Raw genomic sequence first — 13594 nt, forward strand, 5'->3', positions numbered from 1 at the left:
CTTGCATCCGTGTCCGATGTGCCTCGGCGCCGTTGTGGTGGCGCGCGTCGGCCGGCTTCATTTCGGTGCGTTCGACCCGACCTGGCAAGGGATCGAGCAGTTGCCCCAGCTCAACGACGAGGTGCAGCGCCGGTGGCCGAACATCACAGGCCCGCTGACCGGACCACTCGGCGAGTGGCTCGCGGTGCTGCCGTGCCTCAATACGAACGGCACCCTGGTTCGAGCATTGGAGGCAACAGCGCCGCACCGCGCCGAACTCGCGCGCGCCGTCGCACGGCGGCTCGGAAGCACAGACAGGCTTCCTGACACCGCTGAGCAAGCCCTGGAGCAGGTCTGGGATCTGCTATTCGAACACGGAGAGTAGCGCCGCAACCCTGGTCGACCGTCAGGAACCAGAACTGCCGCTGCCACCCGGCAAGCGCCACGAGATCCGGCCCGAAGGTCGTGTGAGAGGGCAGGAATACAGCAGCAGACGAATAACGGCAGTTCACCAGTCGGACTCCGGCCGGAGGAAGCCGTCGCGGTGACCCTGCCGGACTGCACTCTGCCCGAGACCGGGTGGGGCCGGCTGGTCCTGCACCGCACCCGCCCCCAGGCGGGCAAGAGGTGGACCGACAGCGGCGAGGTCCACGACGAGCGCGGGCTGAAGAATCGGCCGCCCGGCGAGGTCCGCATCGTGCCCCTGCCACCACCGCTGGTCGCGATCTGGCGCGACAGCGTCCAAACCCACGGGACCGCGCCGGATGGGCGGCTGTTCTTCACCGAACGCGGCAACATCGTCGGTTACACCATCGTCCATCGCGTCTGGAAGGAAGCCCGCACCCTCGCCCTGCCACCCGAACTCGCCGCCACCCCGCTCGGCAAACGCCCCTACGACCTGCGCCACTCCGCCCTGTCCACCTGGCTCGCAGCTGGCGCCGACCCCGCGGAAGTCGCCCAACGCGCCGGCAACAGCGTCGAAGTCCTCCTCACCCGCTACGCCAAATGCCTCTACGACCGCCAATCCATCAACAACCAACGCATCGAACACCTACTCAGCGCCTACGACGCACACTCGGACTCGGACCTGTAGCTGAATGGTGATCGGCAGGGAAAAACGGAAGCTAATTAGGTCTCGAGAGGGATCGCAAGCGCCGCGGTCCGCCTGCCGTCGCGGTGGCTTGACGACACGGAGAAGTCGACGCGCGAGATCTCGGCCAGGCGCGCGGAGATCTCTCGTGGGTGGGGCCCTTCGTGGACAGCGACGGCGCAACGTCGTCCACGCCCGTCAGCTGACGCTGCTGCTTGCGCACGGTCTGCGGCTAGAAGGTGCCCTCCAGTCGCCCGGCATCTTGACCTCGGCTGGCCCGACATCCGTGTCCCGGAGTCGCTGGATTATTGGGATTCGGTGAGCAGGCGGATCGCGGATTCGGGGTCCAGGTCTCGTTGCAGACTGATGGTCGTTAGGCCGTCGAGGTTCTGGGCGTCGGGGGTGGTCGTGCCGGTGATGTGGAGCGCGAGGCTGGCGGCGAAAGGTGGTTGTTCCGGGTTGTGCTCCGGATGGTCGGGGTCTTCGGCGGCCACGCGGTTGTGGAGCGCGGTGAGGAATTCGGTGATCGTGGAGATCACGATGTCGGTGGGCTGTATCTCTGTGATGGTGTCGAGGGCTCGGCGGTAGCGGTCCGTCTCTTCTGTGATGTCGGCGAGGGTTTCGGGTGTCGTGCCTTGTCGGGCGCGCAGGGCTGTGAATCCGGAAAGGGCCTGCAGTGCTTGGTGTGCGGCAATAACGCTGTCGGTCAGGGGAGTGGCGTGAGCTGGCGGGAAGCGGTCGGCCCACGTGTCGTAGAGTTCGACGCCGGGCCACGGGTCTGTTTGGGCCTTGACTGCCAGATGCCTGACGGGGTGTCCGGCGATCAGCGGGATGATCAGTACCGGTGGGTGTGCTCCCAGCGGTTCCGGGACTTGTTCGAGTAGCCCTATTACGGTGGGGAGAGCCTGCTCCCATTCGGTCAGGTCACTGATTTGGATGCCGATCGCTGTTTCGACGGCAGCCCAGTTGACCGCTGCGGCGTCGGCCAGCGGGCGCATGAGTACGCGTAGGGACACGCCGGCTGTTTCGGCGGCGGCAAGGAGACCAGCGCGGACGTGTGAGGCTCTTCGCTCGGCGTCCGAACGGGCACGTGTGGCGAGCCTGGTGAGGACGTCGTCGGGGGGTCGGGATCCTGCGGCGGCGCTGATGGTGGCGGGCTGGAGGCCGCCCCGGGCCAGTTCCGCGAGCACGGCATGGAGATCGCTCAGTTTTTGGTCGATGTGGTTGAGGTCGGCGGGTGGTGCTTCCAGTCCGACCAGCTCCCACCGTTCGGACTGTCTGACCTGCTGGACGAGTTTGCGCAGGGTGTCGCCGGTGTAGGCGGCGAGAGGGGTCCAGTGCGGTTCGGGGGTCACGAGTTGGCCGGTGAGGTTAGCGGTGATCCCTTGGGCGAGGAAGCTGAGGTGGTCGTGCGGGGTTGCTGAGACGGCATCGTCCACGGGGTCGGCCAGTAGCTGAGCGCGGTTCACCGGCAGCGTCAGTGCTGTGCTGCGCTCGTACAGCTCATTACGTCGTGTTTCCAGCGTGGCGGGGGCTTCCGGTTGCCCTTGGCGCAGGCACCAGGTGCGGGTCAGGTCGTCCAGGTAGTGGTACAGGTCGGAGATGAGGGCGACGGCGGTGTGCGTACGCATCGTCGCGTCCATGCTGTCAGGGGTGGTCATCGCGACCTGGGCTTGCAGCCGGTTCCAGGTGACGACGGAGGGGAGGTAGTCGTAGCGGCGTTGTAGCCGGCTTACGCCGCCGAGGTAGTCCCCGATCTGCAGGGGCACGTCGCCGGGCATGAGTGCTTGGACGTCGACCCGGTCGCAGGCCGGCAGGCAGCGCAGCAGGACGCGGCCGAAGTGTCTGACGGCTTCCTCGAGGTCGGGTTGGGCGCGGTCCGAGACATGGAGCAGTCGGGTGCGGGCAATCTGGGAGCCGTCCTGCTCCACCACGTCCAGCTCGACGAGCCAGCGTGAGTACGCGCGGAGTCTGGTGAGGATCGACTCTGTGCCGCCGGCCAGGGTGACCAGCTGCTGCGCGAGTCCGAGGGACACGCCTCTCGCGGCACCGATGACGTCGCCGACCACGTCAACGGGCTGCTGGGACAGCAGCAGGGCAAGGGGGGACGGGGAGAGGGCGGAGCCGATGTGCGCGGCGAGATCCAGACTGCTGCCCTCAAGCACTGTCAGAAATGCCTGCGCGGCGGAGGCGTCGGCGCACGTGTTGAGGTCTCGGACTGCTGCGGTGGCGCCGATCCGTGCGAGCAGGTTGTCGCGCAGCGGCGACCGGTTGTCGACGGTAGGCCGGATCTCCGCGATGGCCGAGGCAATCTCCGGCCGCACGTCGGGCAGCTCACTGTCCAGTCGCGCCAGCAGCAGAGCGGTCTGCTGGTGCGCGGGCCGCACATGGTGCCTGCGCAGCACCGCGTTGAGCTGCTCGGCACGCCGCTGCATGTCCACCAGCCGCAGGGCCTGCAGGACGGCGGTGAGCGTCGCCAGGCCCGGTCTGCGTCCGATTTCGGTGACGAGCCCGGCCAGGACCTTCTCGTCCAGGTCCGGACGTTCAGCCAGTGCCCCCGAGGTGAAGGGCCGCAGGTGTGTGCTGTCGAGGGTTTCCAGGACAGCCGCCAGGGTCTCGTCCAGACTCGGCGGCGGGGACGCGTGGACCGCATCAGCCAGGGCTCGGGAGCGTAGTTGGTGCAGCCCGGTCAGCTCCTGCCCCTGGACGTGGATCAGGTGCTCGTCGCCCAAGCGGGCCAAGGCGATACGGAAGGCCCCATCACCGACTCCGAGCTGCGCTTGCACTGTGCGCAGCGGCAGCGCTGCTCCCCACTGGTGGGCCAGGGCGACACGGGCGAGGATCTGCAGTTCGGTTTCACGGTCCTCGGTGATACGGCGTTGGACCTGTTCGGTGACGACTGCGCTCAGGCGGCGCCCGCGGGTCAGCAGGTGGGTGTATTCCAGGGTGAGGCCGTTCGCCTGCTCGAACGCTGCTCGCCAGTGGGGCACGGTGGTGGCACTGGTGCCGAGGAGCTTGGTGTGGATCTCCTGGGCGACGGCTTCGTTCAGGGCGACCTCGACCACGGTGCAGTTGGGCAGGGTCCGCAGCGGTGGAAGGTCTTCGGTACGGGCGGAGCCCAGCAGGTGTACCCCTGGGAGGGGCGCGAGTTCACGCTGCAGCAGGTCCCAGGCATCTGCCGAGCCCACCCCGACGCCGTCCACGGCGAATCCGACCGGCGAGCGGGCGGAGGCGCCACTGGCCCGGGCGAGACGTACCAGGGCGTCGACGTCCGCCTCACGCAGCCTCCGAACCCGGTACCACAGGATGTGCCGGGCAGAGTAGGCCGCGGCCCACATCACCATGGACTTCCCCACTCCCGAGGGGCCGGTGACCAGCACGGGCTCCGCGCGTTCCAGCGCGTCGACCACTTGCCCGCTCTCCACGGGCCGAGGTGCTGGCAAGCCGGCGGCGATGTGGCCCGGCTGTACTTCTGTGCCCTCGAAGAAGCCGGGCACGACCAGGGGCTCGTCGAAGTCGACAGGCTCGCACAGCCCCACCGACAACGCCTCCTGCAATGAGGCACGGTCCACCAGCGCTGCCGCACGCGTCGTGACGCGCTCGATATCGGTGCGGTCCAGCCCTGCTCGGCTGTTCAGGTCGGGTGTCGCATTCGTGTCGGCGCGCCCGGCGATGGCATCCCGAAGGGCCAAGACCACGGGCCCGGCCGCCAGGGGAAGCAAGCCGTGTTTGTCGGCGACTGTCTGCCCGGTCTGCTCCGCGGCCTCCCGCCAGGGAAGCACGTACACACTGACCAGAGCGCACAGTTCACTGATCTTGCGCTGGCTGAACTTTCGTTCCCTGCCGGTGGTATGGACGGCCACCCGCAAGGGGTGTGTCCGCGGAAGTTCAGCCAGAGCCTGCCCCCAGACCGAGAGCCTCTCCCCGGCCACAGGGCTCTCCAGTACCAGCACCATCCGGCCTGCGAGTCCTGCCTTCATCCGCTTATCGTGCTGCGCTGCCATCTTGAGCAAGTACCGGGCGACGTCCCCCGGGAGGAAGCCGCCGACCCGGGCCTGACGTGATTTGACCTGAACGTGCCAATTATCTGAGCCTTCGCAGGAGAGGTCCTCCCAGCCCTCGGGCACGATGCGCTCCACCGCGAGGTCGCCGGACATCACCCGCCCGCACAGCCAAGCGCCGACGACATCCTGGTAGTGGAACCCGCGTCCCGCCCGTGCACCGGAACGCGACTCGGCCCACAGGCGCCGGCGCTCGGTGGCCTGCGTGCGCCCTGAACCGCCCCTACCTTTGCCCGCCATGCCATGAGAATGGCACCTCGGCGAACCTAAAATGGCGGATTATGCACATGAACATCGCCCCGGAGCGCCCGTCGGTCGGCACAAAGGTCAGGGTGTGGGGCACCCTGGGTGGCACTGTCGCACCAAGCGGCACTGATGTACCGGCGACCTCAGTGAACGTCATGTTCGATGTGACCGGGGACACTCGGGCGGTCCCGCTGCCCAACCTCGAGGTTCCTCGGGTCCACCGGCCGCTGCAGTGGATCCCCCTGGCGGACCATCAGGCCGTAGGCGACCCTGGGTTTCACTTTCCGGTGGTTCACAACGGTATGGACTACCTGCTCAGCGTCCTGGAGTTCCTCGACGAACCCACTGCCCGGGACGTGAAGTACGCGGTGCTGCACCTGCAGGCAGGCACCGAGGTTCTCCTCAAATGGCCCCTTGCCCGGCGTGACTGGCGACTTGTGGTCGAACCCGACCGTGAGGGCAGAATATGCGACGAGGCTCACTTCCACCGCGGCGCCTTCCGCAGCATCGGTATTGTAGCCGCGCGCAGGCTGCTCAAGGAAGAGCTCGGCGTCGCCATCTCGAACCGGGACTTTCGCGCTATCAACGCCCTGGCCGAGTATCGTAACCGGCTGCAGCACTTCGGCATGGCCGGTCTGGCCGCTGCACCGGTGGCGGTGGTGGAGGCGCGCGCGGTCAAGGTCCTGGACTTCCTGCTCGACTTCATCCACAACCATCTGCGGCCCCACCTGGATGCGGGGGACACCGAGCACGTCGACGAGCAGATGGAACTCGTGCGAGCCGGACTGAACCGGGTGAAGGCACTGGTCGAACCGCGGATGGAGCGCGTGAGGAGCGATCTCGCGGACTGTGCCGACTGGGCGGTGGAATGTCCGGAGTGCGGCCAGTTCGCGATGGTGGTCGACGCAGGCCAGGCAAAGGTCGACTGTCGGTTCTGCCATGGAGCTTGGAGTTCCCAGGAAGCGGCGGACGCGTATGTCAACGCGGTCTTGAAGACCTCGACGTACGAGTCTGTCAAAGACGGTGGCATGCCGCCGGTCGTCCTCTGCATCGAGTGCGCAGAGGAGACTCTGATCCCCCGGGCCGCAGTCGCAGGTGATCCGAACGGCGTCACTGCCCGCTGTTTCACCTGCGACCTGATCGCCGACCTGGTTCTGTGCGACACCTGCGGCGTATGGATGTACGAGGACGAGACTGGGATGTGTGAAGACTGCATCTCCTGGCGGCTGCAAGACTAACCGCGAGCTTTCACCAGGTGGTTCGACTCCGCGTACTGCCGGCCGATCCGCTCCCGTACCCGGTGCAGCCGCGCCAGGCCGATCATGCTTACTCGGGCAGGCCGTACGTGATCTCCAGCGAGTGCTCCTCCAGGCTGCGGAGCATCAGCTGGTCGTCCCGGACCTCATTGAGCAGGAAGAGCTCCCGGGTTCGACACTTTTCGCACAGGCTGACGGCGGCGAACGGCCAGAGGTCGACCGGAGCCCCGTACGGGGCGCTGTCGACGTAGATACGGTCGGGCTTCAGCGGTTGGATGGTCAACCGCTCGAAGGGCTCCCAGCTCGGATGGCTGCCCCTCAGCCGGAGCCCGATGATTCGGTACGAGCCCTCTTCGAGGTACTCGCACCGCTCCACCCAGTCCCAGTGGGTCCCGGAGAGCCAGCTGACCGCACTGATCGTCCGCACGATGTGCGGTTCCAGCCGCTCGACGTCCTCAGCCAGTTGGTGGCTGGCGCGGACGCCGTGGGCGTGGTGCGAGGTGTTTCTGAAGTCCTTGATGTGGCCCAGGAGGGCGCGTGCGTTGCCCCGGTCGCGCACGGTGGCAAGCTGTTGGATGCGGGGCTCGATTCCCTGTGCCTCCAGCTGGTCGAGGATCCAGAGCCAGGTGCCGAAGGTAGCGCCCGTCCTGAACTGCTTGCGCAGGTTCCGGGAGAAGCCGTTCGCTGCGGCGAGCTCTGTGAGCGCCAGCACGCCTAGCACCCGGGCCAGGCCCTCTCCCAGCTTGAGCAGCCCGTCCTTCTGCTCGGCCGGGTGCGTGCTGACCCGGTACCGACGGGACAGCGCGGCGGCGTGGTGCGGAAAGCTCCACTCGGCGCGCCAGATCGGGTCGTCCAGCGGCCGCACGAGGTCGCCGATCAGGCTGGCCTCGTGGGCGGCGAACCTGATCTCGTTTCGGACCTCCTGGACGTCCCGCTCGCCGCTGCCGAAGACGTTGGGCAGGATTCCCGACATCGTGGTCCGCAGTGCGCGCCGCCCCTCCTGCACAGTCTCCAGGAGGCTCTCCACCTCGCTGTCGGTTACCAGGTCGACGGGGACGTGCGTGTCCAGAAGATCGCGAGCGCTGGGGTACTGACCGTTGTCCTTGCGAGAGTTCAACCACTCGCAGAGCGCCTGGCCGTTGCCCCGGAGCGGCTGCAGCACGAAGAGCGAGGTCGCCGCCTCGCCAAAAGCTTGAGGCAGGAGGCGCCAGTTCCCCGGCCGCCCGACGAGCATGCCGCCCGAGCACAGGGTCAGCGCCGCCCCGTCCTCCGGCGCATCGGAGAGTTCGACGGCCGAGTCCGCCTCGTGGAGGTCCTGGGCGCGCAGGTACTTGGGTCGGTTGGCGCGCTCCTCCTGCTCCTCGCCGTGCTGCGGCGGGTGGACGCGGGTGGTCTCCAACCGGGCGAGGCTGCGTAGCAGTTCGAATTTGCCGTCGAGTTCCGGCCGGTAGAAGAGCGCGGATGGAATCTCGCAACCTACCCGCGTCCTGCTGTCGTCGATCCAGGCGTCCGGAGCGGTCGGGTGCACTTCGCGTCGAAGATGGTCGCTCGAATCCACCTGCAGCGGCAGGCGGACGAATTCTCGCAACTCGGGATCCGGCTCGTACGCCTCGCCGATCCGCTGCGGCTCGCCGTCGGCATCACGCACGCCGACGGCCTTGCGGAGCGCCGCCTCGAAGACCTTCCCGCGCGGCCAGCTCACGCCGGCCGAGGCGACCGCCCGGCGCATTGCCGTGACGGCATCCTGGCCCTTCGTCCATGTCGAGCCGACCATCGGACGCAGGGCGGCCACCAAGGCTGCTGGATCCCGGGTCTTCTGCATGATGCGCGATTCGGCGAGCCGAGTCAGGACTTCCTCGGACAGCTCATACCGGAGTCGCAGTGGTCGATCGATCGTGACGCGCTGGTACATCAGTTCGCGGGTGGAGACGACGCGGACCCGGTCGTCCGGCTGCTGGGCGGTGTCGGCGCACAGGGTGTCCAGGTAGAGCCCGGTGATCTCGGCGATCTGGTCCGACGTGATGTAGTTGCGCTTCGAGCCGATGGAGCGGCGCATCCGCTGGTACTGGTCCTGAGCGTTCAGCAGCAGCACCTGGCCGCTCCGCTGTGCCGGCTTGCGGTTGCTGAGGACCCACAGATAGGTGCTGATCCCGGTGTTGTGGAAGAGATGGTCGGGGAGCGCCACCACGGCCTCGAGCCAGTCGTTCTCCACGATCCACCGCCGGATGTCCGATTCGCCGGACCCCGCGACCCCGGCGTGCATCGGGGAGCCGTTGAAGATGACCGCGATCCGGCTGCCGCCCTCGCCCGAGGCGCTCACCGGCTTCATTTTCGCCAGCATGTGCTGGAGGAAGAGCAGTGAGCCGTCGTTGATCCGAGGAAGACCGGCCCCGAAGCGGCCTGCGAAACCGAGCTGCTCGTGCTCCGACCGGACCGCGTACTCGCTGTTCTTCCAGCCGACGCCAAGCGGCGGATTGGCGAGGAGGTAGTCGAAGGCGGTTCCCTGGTGCCCGTCCTCGGCGAAGACGTTTCCGAAGGCGATCGTTGAGGCCCGGCGGCCGCTGATCATCATGTTGGCATGGGAGATCGCCCATGACTCCCGGTTGATCTCCTGGCCGTACAGCCTGACGTCCGCCTGGGGGTTCATCGACGCGATGTACGAGGCCGCCTCGGTCAGTAGGCCGGCCGTCCCGCAGGCCGGATCCAGGATGGTACGGACGGCGTGCGGCGACGTCAGAAGGTCTGAGTCGGCGGAGACGAGGAAGCCGGCCATCAGGTGGGCGACGTCCCGGGGGGTGTAGTGCTCCCCGCTCGACTCGTTGCCGCTCTCTGTGAACCGCCGGACGAGCTTCTCGAAGAGGCTCTCCATGTGGTCGTCGGTCGTTATCTGCCCCAGGTCGATCGAGACGAACTGCGCGACAACGCGGTAAAGGAGTCCGGCGCGGTACAGGCGGGTAACGGTCCGCTCGAACTCGAAACCCTCCAGCAGTTCCCTGACGTTCCAGGAGTACCCGTAAACATGGTCCAGGAGTACGCGGTTCGCGTTCTCAGGATCGCTGAGCACGCTCTCCATGGAGAGTCGGCTGACGTTGTAGAAGGGCCAACCCGAGGCGGCCGTCAGGCGCTGCTCCCGCTCCTTCTCGCCGTCAGTGCCCTCGGCCTCGTCGAGCACCGCCTGCCGACTCGGCGCCAGCACGCAGTCCAGCCGGCGCAGCACCGTGAACGGCAGGATCACCCGCCCGTACTCGGAAGGCTTGAATTCGCCTCGCAACAGGTCGGCCACTGACCAGACGAGCTCGGACAGATGTCCGGTGCCATCACTCATGCGGTCCTCCGCGGGCCGGTGCCTTCCAGGGAACAGATCATCCCATGGGGGCGGTCGGCAACCGCCCCGCGACGACCAACTCCCAGAACGCATCCAGCAGCAGCTGGTCGAACAGATCTGTCGCCGACCGGCCCGGCCGAACCGCACCCGCCGGTCACACAAACAGCGCCCGCTCCCACATCCTCACCACTATCCGCAACTGCCGATACCCCGACGCCGACACATCCCCGGCCAAGCCCTCCACACGGCGCGCGAGCACCCGCACCGTTCCCGCCCGGCTGATCCCACGCTGGGTCACCGTCTTCTCCGCCATACCACCAGCGTCCCGCGCCCCACGCTGGCAGGATCAGCGCATGCTCATCACGCTCCGACCTGGCGTCGACGCTCGGGCCACCCGCGACACTCTCCACACGATCGGGATGGAGGCCGGCAACCTCCGCGGCGGCACCGCGTCGCCCCGACCAGACGCAAACGCGTGGCTGCTGAAATACCTCGCCTGGGCCACCAACGCCGTTGCGCACCTGCGCTACTCCGTCGCCGATGCCGACATAGACCGGCTCGTCCTGACTCCCCGCTACTACGCGCTCCTCAGTCGGGCCGGATTCGCCCACGGCACTACCGAGGCGCCCCTCTTCAACGGCCTTGTCTCCCTCGAACTCGCCGAACGCCAGGACGCGTTCGAGACCGCGGTGAAGACCCTCAATGAGCACACCAGCCGCTGGTCGGGCAGAGCGTGGCCGGTCGTCGCGGACTCCAGCTTCTACCTCAACAGCCCGGAGCCTCTCGCCGACACCAATCTGCACAAGGACTTGCACCTTCCCGCTGCCGACGACATCCACCTGCTGTTCCCGATCGTCGTCGTAGACGAGCTCGACGGGCTGAAGGAGACCGGCCGCAACCACGGCCGGTGGCGGGCTGGGCACACCCTCGGGCGCCTCGACGAGGCCATCACCACCGGGACCACCGGGATCCTCCACCCGATGCGCCTGGGCGAGACAGTCGACGACGAGGCGGTGACCGGCGAGGTGACCGTCGAGATCGTCCTCGACCAGCCAGGCCATGTACGTCTGCCCATCGCCGACGACGAACTCATCGACCGAGCCGCCATGATCCAGGCCATCGCAGGACGTCAGGTGCGGTTCCTGACCTGCGACACCGGACAATCCACCCGCGGACGCATGGCCGGGCTGAAGGTCACCAAACTCCCCAGCAAGGCCAGCGCCGGCCCCGAGCCCGCCCGCGACCACGAGGGTGGCGGCCAGGAGCGCGGCAACGGCGGCCGAGCGCAACGGAAGAACCGCCGGGACGCCGAAGCCGCCGCGGAAGAAGAGCAGGAGCGCTGAGGCGTTCTCCCCGCGCAGGCAGGGGTGGTCCGCCGCTGGTGACGATCTCGGCGTCCGGGTACCGCAGGGCTGGCTGCATCTGAGCGGCGCGTCACGCCACAATCTGCACCATGTGTCCGTCGACGTACCGCTCCGCGTACTGACGGCGGTGGTGGGTGTGTCCGGTTCCGGCAAGTCGACGCTGGTGACGCAGGTACTCGCCGAGGTCGTCCGCAGCCACCTCGGGTTAGTGCCCGAGGAGCCGGACGAGGAAAGTCGACGCGGCAGTAAGAAGGCCGTGTCCTGCGCGAGCTCTGACGAGTCTTGCGGCCGAGCGCCATGTCCAGTAGTTCGTATACGACAGGTGCAGTGAGAGACGGCAGGTGGTCAAGCTTGTATATCTGACCTGCTCTGCTTCTTGATTTTCCCCCTCGTTTGAGGGAGAGTTTCCGGAACTGGACTGATGTGCCGAAGGGTGGCCGCCGTGACTGTCGTGCATGCCGAGGGTGTCCGGGCACGTAACCGACTCGCGGAGCTGGGGCTGTCTGCGGACGGGATCGAGCGGGCTCTTCGGCGGGCCGAGGCGGAGCGCAATTTCTGCACCCCGCTGGATCCGGTGTCCCTGCCAGGCAATATCTTCTGGGGCCGCACTGTCAGGTTCCTGCGGGAGCAGTACATCCCCATGGGCTGGAGCAGCGCGAGCCCGAGCAACGTCCCGCTGCTCATCGCGCCGTCCGGCGAGTTCGCGGTCACCGCGTCCAGCGGCAGCGTGGAGACGGGCTACGCGGCTCTGAAGCCGTCGACGAGGTATCCCAAAGGGACCGCGGTGGCCCAGCGTGTGCAGACCAACCGCCAGCTCCTGCTGTTCTCCGATGCCCAGGCCGAGCCGCAGGAACAGGAGACGGGGGACGGGATTCCCACCTGGTTCCTGCTCTACCAGCACAGCAAGACCGAGAACGGCATTCGGCTGCATGCCGAGCTGTCGCTCCCCAACGACACCGGAAGCCGTGGGAAGATCGACACCTGGCACGAGCGGATCATCCTGCCCTGGATCGACTTCGAAGGCTTCACGGCCTTCGACGACGGTGAGGGCGACGGTGGTATCGACATCCCCGTTGAGCGCCTGAGCTGACCGCTTCTCTCGTTACGGCACCTACTGATGACCACTGCATCCCGTCTCGTACTGGCACGCCGCCGCCGCGGTCTGACCGTTACCCGCCTCGCCCAGCACACAGGTCTTACGGCACGACGCCTGTCGGACTTCGAAAGCGGAAGGGCCACACCCAGCCCTCCCTCCCTGGCTGCTCTCTCGGCAGCGCTGGAGTTCCCCGAGTCGTTTTTCAGCGCCGGCGAGGTCGCCGACCTGACGGCGGACTCGGTCAGTTTCCGGGCGCTGAGCAAGATGACCGCATCCCAGCGGGACATCGCGCTCAGCTCCGGCCGGCTGGCCCGGGAACTGCAGGCCTGGATCGCGGACCGGTTCCGCCTGCCTCCCCCCGAAATTCCGTCGCTGACTTCCTTCAGCAGGCTGGACGCCGACGGCGAACAGGTCCCGTCCACCGGTGAGTCGGCAGGAGAGAGCTGCCCGGCAGAAGACGCAGCGGAACTGGTGCGGGCGCGTTGGGGACTGGGATACGCCCCGATTCCTCACCTCACCCACCTGCTGGAGGCTCACGGCACGAGAGTGTTCTCGCTGTCTGGCGACTGCTTGGAGGTCGACGCGTTCTCGTTCTGGGACCGCGGAATCCCCTTCGTGCTGCTGAATCTCGGCAAAACCGCCGAACGCGGTCGCTTTGACGCCGCCCACGAGCTGGGACACCTCGTCCTGCACGGTGAGGAGCAGATGCCGCACGGACCGCTGGCCGAAGCCGAGGCGCACCGCTTCGCAGCCGCGTTCCTGATGCCGAGAGCGGACGTTCTGGCACACGCACCGCAAGGCGCCACCACAGACTGGATCCTGCAGGCCAAACGCCGGTGGAAGGTAGCGGCCATGGCGCTGGCCCATCGGCTGCACGAACTCGCCCTGACCACGGAATGGCAGTACCGGACCCACTGCGTGGACCTTGGCCGGCTGGGCTACCGGAAGGACGAACCGCGCAGCCCTCTGACCCGTGAGACATCGCAAGTGCTCGGCAAGGTGTTCGCCGCCCTGCGCCGAGAAGGTGTCCGCCCAGCGGATGTGGCCCGTGACCTTCATCTGAGGCCGGCCGATCTCAACGACCTCATCTTCGGACTGGTCGTCACCTCCCAGGAGGGAGGCGGCCGTGGAGGTTTCGACAAAGCTCCGCCGAGTCTCTCGTTGGTGCGGTAGCGCG

The 13594-nt window shown here is 67.4% G+C and carries 7 protein-coding genes and 3 pseudogenes; 7 read left to right on the plus strand and 3 right to left on the minus strand.

Annotation, left to right across the window (positions count from 1 at the left end):
- A pseudogene (locus tag GA0115240_RS09445) lies at positions 1 to 364 on the plus strand (hypothetical protein); the annotation flags it as partial.
- Positions 365 to 496: 132 nt separating this feature from the next.
- A pseudogene (locus GA0115240_RS09450) lies at positions 497 to 1072 on the plus strand (site-specific integrase); the annotation flags it as partial.
- Positions 1073 to 1374: 302 nt separating this feature from the next.
- On the opposite strand, the gene GA0115240_RS09455 reads toward GA0115240_RS09450, so the two are convergent.
- Positions 1375 to 5370 carry a hypothetical protein gene (locus GA0115240_RS09455; protein WP_141708787.1) on the minus strand — a complete coding sequence of 1332 codons (3996 nt, stop codon included), beginning with the start codon at positions 5368 to 5370 and terminating at the stop codon, positions 1375 to 1377.
- Between the two features lie 41 nt (positions 5371 to 5411).
- On the opposite strand from GA0115240_RS09455, the gene GA0115240_RS09460 reads away from it, so the two are divergent.
- Positions 5412 to 6614, plus strand: a complete 1203-nt coding sequence (locus tag GA0115240_RS09460; RefSeq protein WP_141708788.1) for a hypothetical protein — start codon at positions 5412 to 5414, stop codon at positions 6612 to 6614.
- An 88-nt stretch (positions 6615 to 6702) separates the two neighbouring features.
- On the opposite strand, the gene GA0115240_RS37925 is transcribed toward GA0115240_RS09460, so the two are convergent.
- Positions 6703 to 9957: a type I restriction-modification system subunit M gene (locus GA0115240_RS37925; protein ID WP_141708789.1), complete on the minus strand. Its 3255-nt coding sequence runs from the start codon at positions 9955 to 9957 to the stop codon at positions 6703 to 6705.
- Positions 9958 to 10111: 154 nt separating this feature from the next.
- Positions 10112 to 10270: a hypothetical protein gene (locus GA0115240_RS36775; RefSeq protein ID WP_161302138.1), complete on the minus strand. Its 159-nt coding sequence runs from the start codon at positions 10268 to 10270 to the stop codon at positions 10112 to 10114.
- Between the two features lie 40 nt (positions 10271 to 10310).
- Between GA0115240_RS36775 and GA0115240_RS09470 the strand changes: the two genes are divergently transcribed.
- The 4 genes and pseudogenes from GA0115240_RS09470 (at position 10311) to GA0115240_RS09485 (ending at position 13590) form a co-directional block, all read left to right on the plus strand.
- Positions 10311 to 11300: a hypothetical protein gene (locus GA0115240_RS09470; protein WP_093736214.1), complete on the plus strand. Its 990-nt coding sequence runs from the start codon at positions 10311 to 10313 to the stop codon at positions 11298 to 11300.
- 55 nt (positions 11301 to 11355) lie between these two features.
- Positions 11356 to 11550: pseudogene (locus GA0115240_RS37930) on the plus strand (hypothetical protein); the annotation flags it as partial.
- Between the two features lie 213 nt (positions 11551 to 11763).
- Positions 11764 to 12411 carry a hypothetical protein gene (locus GA0115240_RS09480; RefSeq protein ID WP_141708790.1) on the plus strand — a complete coding sequence of 216 codons (648 nt, stop codon included), beginning with the start codon at positions 11764 to 11766 and terminating at the stop codon, positions 12409 to 12411.
- Between the two features lie 27 nt (positions 12412 to 12438).
- The gene (locus GA0115240_RS09485) at positions 12439 to 13590 is read left to right on the plus strand and encodes a helix-turn-helix domain-containing protein (protein ID WP_093736216.1); all 1152 of its coding nucleotides are present in this window, start codon (positions 12439 to 12441) and stop codon (positions 13588 to 13590) included.
- Positions 13591 to 13594 lie beyond the last annotated feature (4 nt).

Origin of the sequence: Streptomyces sp. DvalAA-14 (assembly GCF_900091855.1) — a bacterium.
In the GTDB taxonomy this organism is placed as follows: Bacteria; Actinomycetota; Actinomycetes; order Streptomycetales; family Streptomycetaceae; genus Actinacidiphila.